Raw genomic sequence first — 16,574 nt, forward strand, 5'->3', positions numbered from 1 at the left:
GAAGGTTTGCTTGCCAAGGTCGATCCCAACGAGCGTCGCGTAGTCCATGATCATCTCCCGTTACAGTCGCCTTCCCAGCTTAGCGCGTCTGGAGAGGTGGGGCGGACCATTTCATTAGTCGTCAACTACGAGGCTTCGACCTCGTCCGGGCGAGCGTTGGCCGGTGACAACTTTCCTTCGTTCTACGCTTGACGAACTTAGCCGGCATCAGCTTGACCCGATGCCCCATTCGATCAGTCGGCGAGTCCAACGCTGCGAGCCGCCCCATGCATTGCCGCGCTCGATAACTGGTAGGCATGCAGCAAATCTTTCATCCCGTCGACCTGAACCAAAGACCGCTTCAGAGAGTCCGCGTCACGTTCCCATTCAATTTCTGTGACCGTGAGGCAACGAGTTGGGGCGGCGACGACTGGCGGCCACAGCGGCGACGTGGTGCGTGATGTCGTGCTGGCAGCCGCTCAGAACCGCTTTTGCAACGTCCTGAAGGCGCGGACGGAAATCAAATGGCTGACGGACAACGGCTGGGGCTATACCGCGCAGGGAACCCGAACCTTCGCCTCTGGAGTCGGCCTGAAGCCATTGACCACGCCGGTGCCCCAGTCTGCAAGGTAACGGCATGGCGCAAAGATTCGCGAAGGCGATGAAGGGTGACTACGGGGCGTTTTCATCAAGTAGTGACTCTGCTATCCCTAGGAGTCGCCTGTGCCCGAGGCGTACAAGCTTCGCGGTGCTAGCACCGCGACGAGCCCCGAAAGCAGCACGCAAGTGCCAAGGATGTATGTTCCGCTACGCATAGTTCCCGTCAAATCAAGTCCAACGCTTGAAACGAACGCCCCCAGGATCCCCGAGAGACTCCCAATTGAAGAAATGACGGCGATGCCTGCCGCCGCTGCAGTACCGGAAAGAAATCCCGCGGGAAGCGTCCAGAAGACGGTCATCACTCCCATTAGCCCGGAAAGAGCGATTGACATGAAGAGCAGAGACAAAACAAGATTATCTGAATTGCAGGCGCTCATGATTATGCCAAACCCACCGAAAAGAATCGGAAGAGCGGTGTGCCATCGCCGATCTAAAGACTTACGTGCGTGGTTTGCGTGCCAAACCATATAGACGGCTGAGACAGCCCAAGGCACCGCGGTGAACAATCCGATATGGAAAGTGCTTTTAACGCCGACGGACTGAATGATGGTTGGCAACCAGAACGCAATACCATAAAAGCCTGTTCCGTACAGGACGTAGATAAGGCATAGAATCCACAATCTTACATCTCTCAAAGCATGAGAGAAGCTGTCATTTCGTTCTGCCTGTCGATTGGCTCGTTGGTCGACCACCAAACTTTTTTGATCCCTCGTCAGCCAACTCACGTTCTCCGGACGCTCAGACAAAAACGCGAGCACGACCAGTCCAAGTGCCACAGCAGGCAGGCCCTCAATGACGAACATCCATTGCCACCCCCTGAAGTTCATTGCACCGTTCATCGACAGGAGCAGCCACCCGGAAAGTGGCGCACCAATAATCGTGGCAACCGGCAGGGCGAGAAGGAAGCCGGACAAGACGCGGCTCTGCCCCCGCGGCGCGTACCAGTAACTCAAATACAGAATGACGCCCGGGAAGAAGCCTGCTTCACATGCCCCGAGAAGACAGCGCACGATGAAAAATACTGTTGCGGATGATAGCCCTAAGAAGCCTGCAATTGGTTCAACAAACGCTACCGCTGCGGAAAAAAGGCCCCACGTTATCATGATCCGCGCGATCCAGACTCGGGCGCCAAACCTGCTGAGCAGAAGGTTGCTTGGTACTTCGAAAAGTACGTAGCCCCAAAAGAAGACGCTTGCACCAAACGCATATACAGCGTTGCTGAAGTGCAGGTCACCGGTCATCTGCAATTTCGCTACGCTGATATTGATGCGATCAAGGTAAGAGACGATGTAACAAATAAATAGGAGCGGAATGACGCGCCAGGCTATCTTGCGGTTAATGACCGTCACTTCGTCACTTCCAGCTTCCGCGGACACATCCTTGTACTCAAAGGGAGTATCACTCTGCATCATTAGTTCCTTGCTTTTGAACGACTTTCTAGTGCGTCCGTAAGATACCGGTGCTACCTTCCAATGCCCAAAGTACGAGTGCCGATCCGATCGCCCGTGGCCTCAAGCGCCGGCAGCCGATAGGCGCGGCATGCCGTCCGGTAGAACATATCCTTGCGTTCGTCTGCCGACAGGGAGCGCGTGGCAAGCTTGAACGCGTTCCAAAGTTCCGTATAGGCACAAGACTGCTTGTCGACTGGGAAGTTGCTCTCGAATAGGCAGCGTTCCGGTCCGAACGTTTGCACACAGGTGTCAATAAACGGCTGCCAGGCGTACGCCAATTCCTCCGAACTGGCCGGCCGCTCCCTCTCTTCAAATCCGAAACCGAAGACGGGCATGCCGAGACCGCCGATCTTCACATACACGTTGGGCCGCGCGGCTAACTTGAGCATATCGCTCGCCCATTGGGTCCTCACTTCGGCTCGCCGCGAGCGGAACTCCGCCACCCCGATGACACCGCCAACGTGGTCCAGAATCATGGGCACCGCCGGAAATGCATCGGCGAGATCCATGAGATCGGAGAGTTGGTAGTGGTACGCCCACACGTCGAAACTGAGGCCAAAACGTTCGAGCTGCGCGATGCCGCGGCGGAAAACCGGGTCGGCCAGCAGATACTGTTTCGGCGGATTCGCGATTGTCTTGCCTACGACGCCATCGTTGTAGGCCGACATATGACGCACGCCACGCAGACGTCCGTGCCCGGCTTCCCGCTCGGCTTCGAGTACGTCGGCGACGCGATCGCCGAGCATTAGATCCGCATGCGAAACGATACCCGCGGCCACCTGGCACGGGCCACCATCTATTGCTAACGGGGTTTTCGTCAGGCTGGTGATCAACTCCACTTCGCCAACAGGCCTCATCGCCTCCGGTCCACTTTGCCGCCACCCCGAGAAATAGGCCTCGATATACACGGTGTCGATCACCCTATGGCCGCCCGCGAGATCTTTGCCGAGGTGCTCCAGCCGGTAATGATGCGTATCGGTGGGCTCGCCGTACAAGTGGTGGTGCGCATCGACGATTGGCAAATCCGGTTCCAACGCGGCTTCCGGAACGACCGTGGCGTGCCAGTCGTCAAGCGCCTGCTTGCTTCTGATTCGATTACCTCGAAAATCGGTCTGTTCGCTATGGTCCATGATCAGATCCTTGCCTGTTGCGTGCATGTGGACGGGAAGCTACGCCTCGCCGCTGACGGGCTGTCCGTTCCGCTCGATTGCTGCGTGTGAACGCTAGAACCTGTGCCGCAGGTCGGCACGAACGACGAACTGGTGGTTGTTCGACGAATCGCCCTGATTGGTGAAGTCGGCCACCGCCGGCGCGCCAGTCGACGACGTTCCCGACGCCTTCTGCCAGCCAAGCGCGAGATAGACGTCGGTGCGTTTGGAGAGGAAGTAGTCGGACAGAAACGCCACCTGATGGTAGTGCTGATTGCCGATCGTCGAACCACTTGTCGTGCTCACGCCCTTTCCTATCAGATAGTCATAGCCGACGAAGAAAAACAGAAACGGGCTGTAGGCGTATCGTGCGCCAAGCTCTCCGTTATTGAAACGCGCTGTCTGGCCCGCCAAAACACCGCCCAGGTTCGCATATTGAATGTTGGAACCTGATGCGACAAGCGTGACAGGTCCTATCGTATAACTTGCCGACACCACCGCCAACTGGTACGCCGACGCGGTGGCGTATCCCTTGTTGAGTGATTGCGAGAGTTGGGACGCCCCATTGGCATTGTTCGTGAAGAAGCCCGATCCCGCTGTCACCGAGGTCGGGTTCTTGAAGTACTCGAATGCGGCCCCCAGTGAGAGCCCCCCTCCCTGATAGCCCGCGCCAATCGAATATCCGCTGTTCGCCGTAGTGTTTCCCGCCACGCCGCCTACGCTGTATTCGGCGCCGAAGCTCAAACCGGCGTAACTTGGACTCATGTAGCGGACCGCGTTGTTCACGCGCACGGAGTTGGCAGTGTTGTCGAGGTCGCCGGGGTGCGCAAACATAACCGACCCGACCATTCCTGCTACCGTGATCGGTTCCGGGAAGTAGAAAATCATGTCGTACTGGCGACCGAGCGTGAGGCTCCCCAAACGATCGCTCTTCAAGCCGATGAAGGCCTGGCGTCCGAACGGCGTGCCGCCTTGAGCGAAATTGCCGTTGTTCAGATTGATGCCCGACTCTAGCGTGAAGATACCCTTCAGGCCGCCACCCAAATCCTCCGTGCCGGTCATTCCCCAGCGACTGCCGTTAATGCCACCCAGCGAGTCCATGAACACACGCTTGCCGCCGTTGACATTGCTTTGATACATCACGCCTTCGTCGAGAATCCCGTAAAGGGTGACGGAGCTTTGCGCATGAGCGACAGTAGACATCGCACCAAGCGACGCGCACAAAGCAAGTGTCCTTTTCATCTTCAATTTCATCATTCGTTATCCTATTTAATAATATGGATATGCATGACTTTGATTGTCGTGGCCCGGCGCCTCCTGTGTATTGACGAGCAATACCCTCACGTCCCGGTTTGCCCAGCCAATGAAAAAGCTCAGCTGTTGGTTGGTTTCGCGGGGCGCGGTCGACGATTCGGTACGAACCTGCTTCGATTGCGGACGATTCAGACCTGTCCGCGCATGAGTGCTAGCTGTGAGTGCGGGTTACGATCCGCGAACGCGGGTACGTGGGCGCACAACGACAACGCGCTCAGGACGCAAATGTGTGCCGCTCATCCGCATATTGCAAATGAAGACGGCGTTGCCGCTCTCAACGACAGGACCGCGACGCCGGTTGACGCTCGGCTTGACTGGACAATGCATATTGTCTCCTCCAGAAGTGGGGTAATATGTTTTTCTGCTGAATCTTATTCTTTGCGATTGGATACGTTAGCCTCCGAAAATCTACTACGCACACCGAATCGTCTAATTCAATCGAAGAATGATTGAAAAATCGATTCATGCACGCTTTAACTCTTCGATCCGCTGTAGTGTATTTTATGTCAGCACCTTCAATCTAGCATGCACCCCACCAAACATCAACCATTGAAATGGTTGATGTTTACCACTATGTAGTCCTTGTCGTTGGCTGCGGTGATATGCGACGCGGGCAGAGGCGAGGACTTAATGGCGCCGACATGCGGTGAGCGTGCGCTCATGTAGCGTGGTTAGCAACAGCCAAGCAGGGCTAGTTCGGCGAGCAATGCCAGACCCGCGGAACATGCTATCCAACGGACAGCTAGGCGAAGCATCGATCTGTCGAGTTCTGCCAGATCTTCGAAAAGATAGCGAAAATCCATGATGCCTCCGCTCGGGAGCAAGGCGCGAGAAAAAACGCTTCACACCCGTCCTAGTAAGTGGCGCTACCGTGAACGAATCATATCGACGTGCGCCAACGCGTGCCGAGCTTTCTGATGATGTCCAGACTGCCGAGCGACGTCGAAAATGCGTGGACAAACCACTCAGCCTGCGGCCTGCGCCGGTAAGGGTTTAGATAGGTGTTTCGGAAGGCGCTCAGGACCGCGAGCAGATCTTCCTGGCTGGGTCGCGTGCCCCAATGACTGTTGCTGGCCACTGTGGCGACGAACGTCCATGAATTGGGAGGCAGAAGTTCGACAACAAGTCTTTCGTTGTGAAAGTACCGGAGACGTCCGTTAGAGAGGTCGAATGAAAGCGCACTTTCCCTGTGCCGCTCGTGCAGCACGTTCGTCACCGCTTTATTGAACGGCATTCTTCTGCCTCCGAGCATGCCGGACGCCCACATCGAGGCGCTCCCGGGCAACGCGAATTGCCTCGTAAAAGCTCGCTTCCGTCGACAGATGCTTGTGGTCGACGCTCACAAGCCACCCATTGGCAGAACGACACCAACGGAGTCTGCCTTCCTCGAACAGCGCACAGAACCATCGCCACAACGCCGCGTCGTCCGCGTTGGCGGCATTGGCCGCTTTTTCTCTCTCGGCCTGGTAGCAAAGCGTCAAAGTGTCCCAATTCATACTCGCCCTCCGGATTGCTTAAACTTGCGCCGAGATGATTGACGTCATCAGTTGCGATTTCCCGCAAATCGTGCCTTCTCGACAAGTTTGCCGTTCTCGATCTGAGTGACCAGAACGGGCAACACCATCTGCTGATTGGAGCCGTAAATGTCTTTGCCGCCAAAACCCGTTTCGCCACCGTAAAACGTCTTGAATCGGACCGATTGCATGACGCCGGCAACATCTTTCGGTTCGATGCTTTGCGCCTTCTCCATCGCAGCCTTGATTGCGTAGGTAGCGTCATAGAAGCTCACCTCGGGTGCATTGAGCGATTCACCGAGGAAGGCGCGAGCCTCATTGTTGAGCGAACGTTGATGCTCGGTCACATCCGGCCCTTCGAACGGGATTGCGGCCCCCATGTACACCCCTTCGATGGCGCTTCCGCCCGTTGCCTTGATGCCGTCGGCGCCCGTGCCGGCCTCCAGCACCTTGACGCCTTTGAAACCCAGCACGCTGAGTTCGGCGAACACCCGCCCCGCATCCGCAGGAGGCAGTGTTCCGAGATCGACGATGTCGGGCTTGAGCGAAGCGAGCCGAGCAGCGATAGGCTGAAACTCGGTCGTTCCGCGCTCGCAGTAGTCGCTTGTCAGGACCTTGAGGCCGGCTTTCTCCCACAATGGACGCGAAATTGCCTCAGTCTCCCGGCCGGTGGCATCGTTCGCGTTGAGCAACACCATCGTCCGGGCCTGCGCGTATGTGTGCGTCACATACTTGATCAATGTGGGCAACATCTCATGAGGGGTATTGATTTGTGTAAACGTCAGCGGAAACCTGGGCCCCTTATAACGGGCGCCCCATGCGCCTGTGAAGAGCAGGGCGCCTTGACGCTCCGTCAATGCCTGAATCGCTTCAGACGGCGCCGTGCCGATCACGCCGTCGATAAACTTGACACCGTCGCGGTTCAATAGTGTTTGAGCGACCTTGGCGCCGTCAGCCGCGTTGAATTTGCTGTCGTACGCAAGGCATTCGAAGTTGTACACCTTTCCTTTGACCTTGACGCCACCGGCATCCTTGATCTCTTGCGATGCTTTCTTGCAAGCCCAATCACCGCCCTTCCCCCAGACCGCGGCGGAGCCTGAGAGCGGAACCGACAGCCCGAGCTTGATGATTTCGTCCGCTTTCGCACTGGCGAACACCATAGTTCCGGCAGCCACGGTCAACGTGGCCAGAAGTCTCGTTCGAGCCTTGTAATTCATGTCTCCCTCCTCCGGGATTTCAGATTTTCTGTTTATACGGTTCTTCGCGCCAGAGGATCAGGCAGTTGTGGTACCGAACTACCTGTTCCGCTACTTCGTTTCGTTATGCGAAATTATTCGGCGGCACTATCCACCAGGATGAAGCGCGCGAGTTGCCCAATTAGTTTCGTGCACTACCGGCTACGAGTGTCGCGGCCTTTAGCAGCATCAACGATGGGCTTACATCCCCGCCTGTGCCAACACCAACCGCGCCTGCTTCAGATGGGGCATGTCCAGCATCTTCCCGTTCAGACCAACTGTGCCCGTGCCTTGCTCGCCGAACGCTTCCACCACCTCCCGGGCATAACGCACTTCTTCCTCGCTCGGGTTGAACGCTTCGTTGATAACGTCGACCTGATCCGGGTGAATCGCGACCTTTCCGGAAAATCCCGCTCGACGCGCGGCGCGCGCCGCGTCCGCCAGGCCTTGCGGATCCCTGTAGTCGCCAAAGAGCGTGTCGATCGGTTCCACTCCGGCGGCACGCGAGGCGAGCAGGCAGGCCGACCGCGCCATCCAGTACGTGTACTCCAGCGATCCGTCCGGCAGACGATTCGTGCTTGCCTGCACGGCGGTAGATAGGTCCTCCGCGCCCCAGGTCATGCCGCAAAGCCGCTTGCTGCAGTCGATGTAGCTGCGCATGGCGAGAACCGATTCAGGCGTCTCGGTCACGACGGGCGCAATCTTGATCGCGCCCGCTTCCACCCCCTCGCGGCTTTCGAGTGCCGTCAGGTAGTGATCCAGAAGCACCACGTCGTCGCCATTGCGGGTTTTCGGCAGCAGAATGACGTCCGGCTCGCCGCCCACCACCGCCACGATGTCGGCCATCGCCTCGGGGTGCGTGAGCGCATTGGTGCGCACCCACAGCTGATGCCGGCGTGACACCTTGGGCTGATCATCGAGGCAGGCCCTGACGATCTTGCGCGCCATCTCGGCCCGTTCGCCCGACACTGAGTCTTCCAGATCAAGGATCAGAACATCGGCGCGTGTTTGCAACGCCTTGGCAAGCTTGCGCTCGCTGTCGCCCGGGACGAACAGCAGAGATCTCGTCAGCATACGCGTGTCTCCCTAGATGAGTTTCTGCCATTAAAGCACGTCATTTCAATCATTGCAATGGTCGATCATTAAAACATGGGCTTGCTCGGTGCGGCACGATTTCAACTCGGCGAGATCAATCCCGGACGGCTGACGCGGCGTCCCGCGGCCCTGTTTTCCTGACAAAACGGCGAGTCGCGCTGCATGCCGAGCCGTTAATTCATTCAGTCGTATTCAAATAGACCGTTGTTGAGCACAACAAGATCGCGCTCGACGGCGCGGCACCGAAAGCTCGCACGCCCCTTCGTCTCACGCCATACCTCCGTGCGGATCGTTTCGCCTGGATACACGGGGGCGGAAAACCTCGCTTCCATGCGGCGCATGCGTGACGGTTCGTAATCGCAAAGAGTCCGAAGCAGCGCGTGCCCCGCAACGCCGAAGGTGCATAGACCATGCAGAATGGGCCGCTCGAAACCGGCCTTCCGCGCAATGGAGGGATCCGCGTGCAGCGGGTTTGCATCGCCGGTGAGGCGATATAACAAGGCTGAGCGGGGTAAAGTCGGAACGTCGCACGATTCGTCTGCCGCGCGCTCAGGTATTCGATGCACCTCTTTCACGGGTCCGGCAGGACCGCCAAAGCCACCGTCCGCACGGCAGAACATGGTCGCCGCGAGCGAGCACAAGAGCTCACCGCTCGCCTTGTCGCTCAGTGATGCGCGCGCATACACGAGCGCTCCCTTCTGAGGACCTTTGTCCAGAATCTCCTCAACCCAGATTTTTCCTACAACCGTGCCGGCGGCGGGAAACGGCGCATGAATTTCGATACTCTGCTCGCCGTGCAGTGTCTGCTGCCAGTCCACCCCCGTAACGGGATCTTTCAACCAGAACCCAGGATACGCGAGGGTCAGCGGCATCGTAGGGAGCGCCTTGAGCCCCTCCTCGTATACAAACGGAAGTTGCGTGACGTCAGTCGGGTCGGCGCCCAAGCCCAAGGCAAGCGCGTAGAGGATGGAGTCCTTCGCGGCATAGGTCGTCTCTTCGGGCGGGATCTTCCAATTCTTCAGTTGCTGGTAGTCGATGCTCATGGCTTGCCCTCGCTCGCTGATTAAACCTCTATGTGTGAATTACTTCGGCGCGAGCCTGATCGCGCCGTCAAGTCGAATGACCTCGCCATTGAGCATGTCGTTATCGAAGATATGGATCACGAGCTTCGCGAAATCCTCCGGCGTGCCGAGGCGCGCCGGAAATGGCACATTGGCCGCGAGTGATTCCTGCACGGAAGCGGGCATCCCGAAGATCATCGGCGTCCCGAATATCCCCGGCGCGATGGTCATATTGCGAATGCCGTGTCGCGCGAGATCGCGAGCGATAGGCAGCGTCATCGCCACCACGCCGCCCTTGGAAGCGCTGTAGGCAGCCTGACCGATCTGCCCGTCGTATGCGGCGACCGAAGCTGTCGAGATAAGACAGCCGCGCTCGCCAGTGCTTTCCGGTTCGTTACCGGACATGGCCTCTGCGGCGAGGCGCAGCATGTTGAACGTGCCTACGAGGTTGACCGTCACGGTCCGCGAAAACGAGGCCAGCGAGTGCGCGCCCGACTTGCCGATAATGCGCTCCGCGGGCGCAACGCCCGCACAATTCACGAGACCCATCAACTTTCCTAACGACCGGGCCTTGTCCATCACGGCGCGGGCATCCTCTTCGTCCGCCACATTGCAACGGACGAAAGAACCGCCGATTTCATCGGCGACTGCCGCTCCACGCTCGACCTGCATGTCCGCGATCACGACGATTCCACCGCGCTCGGCGATGCTGCGCGCGGTCCCTTCGCCGAGGCCGGAAGCGCCCCCTGTGACGACAAACGCCTTGTTTCTGATCTCCACGACATGCCTCCTTTGATTGTCGTCGCCCGCGATGGCTACATCAGTTCCAGCGCGACGGCCGTGGCTTCGCCGCCGCCGATGCAAAGTGTCGCGACACCGCGCTTAAGGCCGCGTGCGGCGAGCGCATACAGGAGCGTGACAAGGATTCGCGCCCCGGACGCCCCGATCGGGTGGCCGAGCGCGCACGCTCCACCGTTGACGTTGACAATGTCGTGCCCGACCTTCAGTTCTTCCATCAGTGCCATCGGCACCACGGCAAACGCTTCGTTGATTTCCCAGAGGTCGACATCCGTCACCTTCCAGCCGATTTTGTGCAGGAGGTGCTGCGTTGCCCCGATCGGCGCGGTACTGAACCATTCGGGTTCCTGAGCATGAGTCGTGTGACCAACGATACGCGCGAGGGGCCTCGCGCCGACACGCGCCGCGGTTCGCCCGGTCATCATGACGAGGGCCGCCGCGCCGTCGTTGATGGATGAACTGGACGCCGCAGTGATAGTGCCGTCCTTCCTGAAAGCCGGCTTCATCTGCGCGATCTTCTCCGGGCGCGCCTTGCCAGGCCCCTCGTCGACGCTGACGACACGCTCGCCTCTCCGCTCCTTGACGGTCACAGGCACAATCTCCGCTTCGAACGCACCGCTTTCAATTGCCTGCCGTGCCCGCATCACCGAGGCGACTGCGAACGCATCTTGCGCTTCACGGCTGAAGCAATATTTGTCAGCACACTCCTCTCCAAACGTCCCCATCGACCGCCCCGGCTGATAGGCATCTTCGAGTCCGTCCAGCATCATGTGATCATAGAGTTTGTCGTGCCCCATCCTGTAGCCGCCGCGCCCCTTCTGCAATAGATAGGGTGCGTTGGTCATGCTCTCCATGCCACCGGCGACCATGATTTCGTGCGTCCCGGCCAGCAGCATGTCGTGTGCGAACATCGCCGCCTTCATGCCCGAGCCGCACATTTTGGAAAAGGTCACCGCGCCGGTGCTCTTCGACAGGCCTGCCTTGAAGAGCGCCTGACGGGCGGGCGCCTGTCCCTGCCCGGCCATGAGGCAGTTGCCGAACAACACTTCGCCAACGCTGTCGGCCGTCACACCGGCCCGCTCGACGGCTGCTTTGATCGCGGCGCCGCCGAGATCGTGCGCAGCAAGTGACGCAAAATCGCCCTGAAACGCGCCCATCGGCGTGCGCGCGGCGCCCACGATGACAATCGAGTCGCGTTGAGCGTTTGGATTCGCAGAGTCGTTCACTTTTAGTACTCCGATTTAACTTCCGGCCACTTCTGCTTGGAATGCGCGGAACGGCCGGTCATCTGTTGGAAAATAGCGCTCGTTTCGTGCAGCGCGACGCGCGCAATGTCGCTCAGTCGATCACCTTGACCACCGTGCGGCCTTTGATCCGGCCTTTCAGAAAATCTTCGAAGGCATGCGGCAACTGTTCCAGACTGATCACTTTCGTCATCTCTTCCAGGTGACGCGGCTTGAGATCCGTAGCGAGGCGATCCCATACTCGCTGACGCATCGGGAAGCCCATAAAGCCAGAGTCCACGCCCAGCACGCTGACGCCGCGAAGCATGAATGGAAACAACGTCGTTTCGAGCGTGGAGCTCGCCGCGTTGCCGATGCAGGCGATGGTGCCCGCCTGCTTCATCGTCGCGAGGAGCCAATGCAGAATCGGGCCGCCGACGTTGTCGACCGCGCCGGCCCATTGCGCGGAATCCATTGGCCGTACCTTCTGATGATCGATGCTCGACGTCAGCTTCACTTCGGATGCGCCGAGTCCGTGCAGATAGTCCTGCTCGGTTTCCTTGCCTGTCAGCGCCACTACGCTGTACCCAAGCCGCGCGAGCATGTCGATCGCCAAGCCACCGACACCGCCGGTGGCGCCGGTGACGATTACCGGTCCGTTATCAGGCGCAAGTCCGTTGTCCTCCATCCGGACGATGCCGAGCGCCGCGGTGAAACCCGCTGTGCCGAGCGCCATGGCATCGAGCAGCGACAAGCCCGCAGGCATCGGCACGACCCACTTTGCCGGCACGCGAGCGTATTGGGCGTACCCGCCGTGATGCGAAACGCCGATGTCAAAGCTCGTGGCAATCACCTTATCGCCGGGGCGAAACCGCGGATCTTCGCTCTCGACCACTTCGCCGGACATGTCGATGCCACCTACGCACGGAAAGCGACGGATGATCTTCCCCGCGCCCGTTGCAGCCAGCGCATCCTTATAGTTGACGCTCGAGTAGTGGACGCGAATGGTGACTTCGCCTTTGTCCAGTTGTTCGGCGGTCAATTGAGTCAGTTTGCCGCGAACGGAATCCTCTGATTTCTCGATAACGAAAGCAGCGAACGGTGATTGGATCATGTCGATTCCCCTAGTAGTAGACTGGTCGTCTATAAACACAAAGCATGAAACATAGAAGACTTACAGAGCGATAACTCCAGCGTGGCTACTTGCCGGATTCCTGCATCACCCCCAAAAACCTGGTGCCGCGCGGCCGACGTCGTCAGCAGAGGGCAGATCCCAGCAGTGGCGGACCAGCTGATACGCACGCTCCGCGCCAAGGACCGGCTCCGTCTGCGCCAGAAACTTCGCCTCTACCTGCTCGTCGGTCATGGGACGCGCAGCCGATCCCAGGCACGGCCCCACCTCAGCCTTCAATCTCCGGCCGTCACGCAATACAATTGCGACACGTGCCGAGTCGGCCTGCAGATCGTCGGCAACGGTCGCCACGACCCGCTTGCGCAACTCGATGACTGCTGGATTGAGAACGCACGTATCACTCGCTTCTTCCAGAGCTGCGCGGCGGCTATGAATGACGGCGGCCGCCCAATGAAAAATGCTGACCTGTGCATCGTAGGCGTGCTGTGGCTCGCGCTTGCCGGTCAACCCGAGACCAAGTTTGCTGACCTCGAGTTCGATGCGCGCGACGTCATCAGAAGAAAACGCTTCCGACTCGACGAGCTGCAGACAGGCTTCGATCAACGGATGAACCAGGCAGCCTGCCGGATAGGGTTTGGCAGCGACATTCATGCACTCGTAGCGCTCGCCAAGCCGATCCGTCAAAGCCGCGGGATTGGGTGGCTGACCGAACACCTGCAGGAAGCCATTGGGGCCGCCTAGCGCGTCCTCGTGGCACGTGAAATTGGCCGCGGCAAAGCGAGCGGCGAGAAGTCCGCTACGCCCTGCATTTGCGGGAACAAAGCCGCCGCACATGGTGCCGTGCGTGGCCCGGAAACCAGCGCCTTGCGTCGCCCCAATCCCGATCGCCCAGACGAGCTGTTGTTGGGACAGCCCCATCGATCTGCCGACGCCGGCCGCCACGCCCGGCGCGCCCGTGAGGCCGGTCATGTAAAAGCCCAACTGACAACTGGCGGGCGGGACGGTCAGCGCGCAACTCAGCCGGCTCTGGATCTCGTTAGAGATAATCAGCGCCAACAGGAAATCCGGCCCCGAGACCCGGTGAAGTTCGGCGTGAGCCAGCAAGGCCGCCGCAGTAGGCGCGGTGGGGTGAGCGATGGTCGAAAGATGCGTGTCGTCATACGCGTTGGCGCTCGCAGCGAGGCCGTTGACGAGCGTCGCGTCCAACGGGTCCATCTTGCGCGCGTGTCCGAGCGCCGTGGATTTTCCGGTGGCCGACAACTCGCCCAAGGCGCTCATCGCGCTTCGCGTGGCTGGGTGCGAGGCGCCACCGTAGACGCAGCCAACCCAATTGACGAACGCCCTGACCGCTTCATGCTGGACAGCGGACGGCAAATCGCCCCACCGGATTTGATGGGCGAACTGCGCGAGCGGCCACGTGAAGCCATGGGTGTCGTCTCTGCCTTTTGGCGCAGCGCTTGAACTCGGTTGAACCACGTGGCCTCCTATTAGTAGACTGGTCGACTACAAACTCCGGCAGATCGTTTCAGGCGATGCGACGACGCGGAAGCACGACGTCGAAATACATATCCGCGAAGTGGTCGAGCGGCTCGGCAGAGCGCATCAGCTTCGAGCGCAAAATCGCTCCTTCCCAGCCGATCCAGAAAAAACGTGCAAGCCTGCCGGCATCCGCGTCCTGCGCAAGTTGCCCAACGCGAATAGCCTCCTCGAGGCAACCCGCAAAGCGCGCTTCCCACGATCGGAACGCTGCCTCCAGCCGGGAGCGGAACATGTCGTCGATGCCGCCCAGTTCCTGACCGAGGTTGCCAACGAGACACCCTCGGCGAAAATCGTACTTGCTCAACCCGCGCTTGGCCTCTTCGACAAACGCCTGCAGCCTTTCGAGCGGGGCGAGCGTTTCGTCCCCAACGGTCCGATCGAGCTTTTTCCCGAGAAACTGAAGATAGTTGTCGAGAACAGCTTCACCGAAGTCCTGCTTACTTTTGAAGTAATGGTAAAACGAGCCCTTCGGGACGCCCGCTCGCTTTAACACCTCATCGATACCGGTCGCGAGAAAACCGTGTTCGGTGAGCAATGCAGTGCCTTGCCGGATGACTTCGTCGCGCGATTCGCCACGCGCCAGCCGGCGTCGCTTCGGCGCCGCAAGCTTAAGCATTTCCGGCTTTTTCGAGGCCGGCGATAAGTCTGTCATGTCGTCACCGGATCCAGCCGGCCCATGCCGTGAGCAGCTCATCCTGTTCATTGCGACAGCGCGCTTGCAAAACGCTCCTCGTATGCCTTGATGTGACGCGTCATGCGCCTCACCGCCGCATCCGCGTCCTGCTTGCGGATCGCATCCAGCAGTTGATGATGAAAGCGCACCACGTCCTTTTTGACGCTGGTGACCACGATGTCTTCCATTTCTCCCGCAATGTCGCGAATCAAACTGGACAGGGACGTGAGAAAAACCTGCAACAGCTGGTTGTGCCCCGCGGTAGCAACCAACAGGTGACACCGCATGTTCATATCCAGAAACGACGCGGAATCCTGCGATTCCTCGAGCTCGCGAATGCCTTGAGCCAGTGCGACCAGATCTTCCTCGGTCCGATTGAGCGCAGCCAGCAACGCCACCTGCGGCTCCAGTGCCTGACGCGCTTCAACCAGCGACTTCAGCGGAATACTGTGCGAGCGTGAGAAGATCGTCAGATACCTGGAAAACATCTCATCAGTCGGCTGACAGACGAACGAACCGCCGTAGCGCCCCAACCGCGTGGTGATGAGACCCTCGGTTTCGAGAATCCGCAGTGCTTCCCGCACCGAATTCCGACTCACGCCCGTTTGCTCCATGAGCTCGCGCTCCGCGGGCAACTGCTGCCCGGCAGCGTAGGTTCCAGAGAGAATCTGATTGCGCAAGCGCGCGGCCAGCATGTCGCACGATTTGGGGACATCGATCACGCCGAGTTGGGTTTGGTCGTTCATCTTAGCGAGCCACGAAAAAGATTAAAAAATTCACCATTGAACTGATTATATCTTTTTCCGCATAAATGTTGACATCACGCAGATTTCACGCTCACGGGGCGAGACAACGGAAGGCGACGGCGCCTCTTCGTTCGCGTTGCCCACAGGCGTCACCGGCTCGCCCATACAGGTCGCCGCTTCTCCAGAAACGCCGCCACGCCCTCCCGCTGATCTTCTCCATCGAACAGATCCACGAACCTCTCGCGTTCCAGCGAGAGGGCCGCGCGCCGAGGAACGCCCTGACGCGCGCTGTGAATTAGCCCTTTGCAGGACGCCACCGCTGCCGGGCTCAGTGTACTCACGCGCTGCGCCATCAATTGCGCGGCCTCCAGCGCCTCCCCCTTGCCAACGACTTCCTCGACCAGCCCGATACGAAGCGCGGTGTCTGCATCGACGCGCTCACCCGTGAGAATCATGCGCTTGGCCCAGCCTTCGCCGACCAGCCACGGCAGTGTCTGGGTACCGCAGCCGGCCGGCAGGAGGCCAACAGCCGGTTCCGGCAGAGCCATCACCGCATGCTGTTCGGCAATGCGCACGTCACACGCCAGTGCGCATTCGAGGCCACCGCCCATTGCATAGCCGTTGATTGCGGCGATGACTACCGGCCGGGCTTCCTGAAGGACTTCAAATGCTTCGCCAAAGCGCTGCGCCATGAACCGGGCCATCGCTTTGTCGCCTTCGGCGAACGTGCTGAGATCGGCGCCGGCGCTGAAGAATTTCTCCCCCTTGCCGGTAATCACGATCGCGTGCACGGCACGGTTCATGTTCAATTCGAGAATCAACTGCTTGAACTGCAGAAGTCCCTCGGCGGTAAAGGCATTGACCGGCGCGCGATTCAACGTGACAAGCGCGATGTGGTCATCGATGGTGCAGTCGATCATGAGCGTTTTCCTTCGTTCGCTAAATCCGATTAGTGTTCGCACTTCTTTCGATCATGATTCCGAGCGCCGCACCACTGCGCACTACT

General features: G+C 59.2%; 15 protein-coding genes and 1 pseudogene. 2 read left to right on the plus strand and 14 right to left on the minus strand.

What is annotated here, in order from left to right; translation table 11 throughout:
* Both C0Z16_RS38450 and C0Z16_RS39075 read left to right on the plus strand, forming a co-directional pair.
* Positions 1-192, plus strand: a 192-nt coding sequence (locus C0Z16_RS38450; RefSeq protein ID WP_208638659.1) for a hypothetical protein, incomplete at its 5' end; no start/stop codon positions are given.
* Between the two features lie 155 nt (positions 193-347).
* Positions 348-685, plus strand: a pseudogene (locus C0Z16_RS39075) (IS3 family transposase); the annotation flags it as partial.
* Positions 686-689: 4 nt separating this feature from the next.
* On the opposite strand, the gene C0Z16_RS33080 reads toward C0Z16_RS39075, so the two are convergent.
* The 14 genes from C0Z16_RS33080 to C0Z16_RS33150 all read right to left on the minus strand — a co-directional run bounded on the left by C0Z16_RS33080 (position 690) and on the right by C0Z16_RS33150 (position 16,488).
* Positions 690-2,051, minus strand: coding sequence for an MFS transporter (locus C0Z16_RS33080; protein WP_208638660.1), 1,362 nt, complete (start codon positions 2,049-2,051; stop codon positions 690-692).
* A gap of 50 nt (positions 2,052-2,101) precedes the next feature.
* Positions 2,102-3,220 (minus strand): amidohydrolase family protein, encoded by a 1,119-nt coding sequence (locus tag C0Z16_RS33085; protein WP_102636254.1) that lies wholly within the window; start codon positions 3,218-3,220, stop codon positions 2,102-2,104.
* A 93-nt stretch (positions 3,221-3,313) separates the two neighbouring features.
* Positions 3,314-4,480 carry a porin gene (locus C0Z16_RS33090; RefSeq protein WP_244201446.1) on the minus strand — a complete coding sequence of 389 codons (1,167 nt, stop codon included), beginning with the start codon at positions 4,478-4,480 and terminating at the stop codon, positions 3,314-3,316.
* A 952-nt stretch (positions 4,481-5,432) separates the two neighbouring features.
* Positions 5,433-5,786: a hypothetical protein gene (locus C0Z16_RS33095; protein ID WP_102636223.1), complete on the minus strand. Its 354-nt coding sequence runs from the start codon at positions 5,784-5,786 to the stop codon at positions 5,433-5,435.
* 309 nt (positions 5,787-6,095) lie between these two features.
* Positions 6,096-7,283 (minus strand): ABC transporter substrate-binding protein, encoded by a 1,188-nt coding sequence (locus C0Z16_RS33105; RefSeq protein WP_102636225.1) that lies wholly within the window; start codon positions 7,281-7,283, stop codon positions 6,096-6,098.
* 219 nt (positions 7,284-7,502) lie between these two features.
* A complete protein-coding gene (locus C0Z16_RS33110; RefSeq protein WP_102636226.1) occupies positions 7,503-8,375 on the minus strand; it encodes an HpcH/HpaI aldolase/citrate lyase family protein in 873 nt (290 codons plus the stop codon).
* Between the two features lie 203 nt (positions 8,376-8,578).
* Positions 8,579-9,439, minus strand: coding sequence for a MaoC/PaaZ C-terminal domain-containing protein (locus C0Z16_RS33115; RefSeq protein ID WP_102636227.1), 861 nt, complete (start codon positions 9,437-9,439; stop codon positions 8,579-8,581).
* Between the two features lie 39 nt (positions 9,440-9,478).
* Positions 9,479-10,237, minus strand: a complete 759-nt coding sequence (locus tag C0Z16_RS33120) for an SDR family NAD(P)-dependent oxidoreductase (RefSeq protein ID WP_102636228.1) — start codon at positions 10,235-10,237, stop codon at positions 9,479-9,481.
* Between the two features lie 35 nt (positions 10,238-10,272).
* Complete coding sequence (locus C0Z16_RS33125) at positions 10,273-11,433, minus strand: acetyl-CoA C-acyltransferase (protein WP_279635091.1); 1,161 nt, start codon at positions 11,431-11,433, stop codon at positions 10,273-10,275.
* Positions 11,434-11,593: 160 nt separating this feature from the next.
* The gene (locus C0Z16_RS33130; protein ID WP_102636229.1) at positions 11,594-12,592 is read right to left on the minus strand and encodes an oxidoreductase; all 999 of its coding nucleotides are present in this window, start codon (positions 12,590-12,592) and stop codon (positions 11,594-11,596) included.
* 105 nt (positions 12,593-12,697) lie between these two features.
* Positions 12,698-14,086: an MmgE/PrpD family protein gene (locus tag C0Z16_RS33135; protein WP_158244560.1), complete on the minus strand. Its 1,389-nt coding sequence runs from the start codon at positions 14,084-14,086 to the stop codon at positions 12,698-12,700.
* A 49-nt stretch (positions 14,087-14,135) separates the two neighbouring features.
* Complete coding sequence (gene acuR, locus C0Z16_RS33140; protein ID WP_244201447.1) at positions 14,136-14,801, minus strand: acrylate utilization transcriptional regulator AcuR; 666 nt, start codon at positions 14,799-14,801, stop codon at positions 14,136-14,138.
* A 47-nt stretch (positions 14,802-14,848) separates the two neighbouring features.
* Positions 14,849-15,568 carry a FadR/GntR family transcriptional regulator gene (locus tag C0Z16_RS33145; RefSeq protein ID WP_102636231.1) on the minus strand — a complete coding sequence of 240 codons (720 nt, stop codon included), beginning with the start codon at positions 15,566-15,568 and terminating at the stop codon, positions 14,849-14,851.
* A gap of 149 nt (positions 15,569-15,717) precedes the next feature.
* The gene (locus C0Z16_RS33150) at positions 15,718-16,488 is read right to left on the minus strand and encodes an enoyl-CoA hydratase (RefSeq protein WP_102636232.1); all 771 of its coding nucleotides are present in this window, start codon (positions 16,486-16,488) and stop codon (positions 15,718-15,720) included.
* Positions 16,489-16,574 lie beyond the last annotated feature (86 nt).

This window comes from Paraburkholderia rhynchosiae (assembly GCF_002879865.1).
GTDB lineage: Bacteria > Pseudomonadota > Gammaproteobacteria > Burkholderiales > Burkholderiaceae > Paraburkholderia > Paraburkholderia rhynchosiae.

Coding starts and splice junctions, on each gene's coding strand:
- C0Z16_RS33105 (WP_102636225.1), bottom strand. CDS start 7,283: ATGAATTACAAGGCTCGAACGAGACTTCTGGCCACGTTGACCGTGGCT.
- C0Z16_RS33110 (WP_102636226.1), bottom strand. CDS start 8,375: ATGCTGACGAGATCTCTGCTGTTCGTCCCGGGCGACAGCGAGCGCAAG.
- acuR (WP_244201447.1), bottom strand. CDS start 14,801: ATGACAGACTTATCGCCGGCCTCGAAAAAGCCGGAAATGCTTAAGCTT.
- C0Z16_RS33085 (WP_102636254.1), bottom strand. CDS start 3,220: ATGGACCATAGCGAACAGACCGATTTTCGAGGTAATCGAATCAGAAGC.
- C0Z16_RS33090 (WP_244201446.1), bottom strand. CDS start 4,480: ATGAAAAGGACACTTGCTTTGTGCGCGTCGCTTGGTGCGATGTCTACT.
- C0Z16_RS33115 (WP_102636227.1), bottom strand. CDS start 9,439: ATGAGCATCGACTACCAGCAACTGAAGAATTGGAAGATCCCGCCCGAA.
- C0Z16_RS33080 (WP_208638660.1), bottom strand. CDS start 2,051: ATGATGCAGAGTGATACTCCCTTTGAGTACAAGGATGTGTCCGCGGAA.
- C0Z16_RS33150 (WP_102636232.1), bottom strand. CDS start 16,488: ATGATCGACTGCACCATCGATGACCACATCGCGCTTGTCACGTTGAAT.
- C0Z16_RS33095 (WP_102636223.1), bottom strand. CDS start 5,786: ATGCCGTTCAATAAAGCGGTGACGAACGTGCTGCACGAGCGGCACAGG.
- C0Z16_RS33145 (WP_102636231.1), bottom strand. CDS start 15,568: ATGAACGACCAAACCCAACTCGGCGTGATCGATGTCCCCAAATCGTGC.
- C0Z16_RS33130 (WP_102636229.1), bottom strand. CDS start 12,592: ATGATCCAATCACCGTTCGCTGCTTTCGTTATCGAGAAATCAGAGGAT.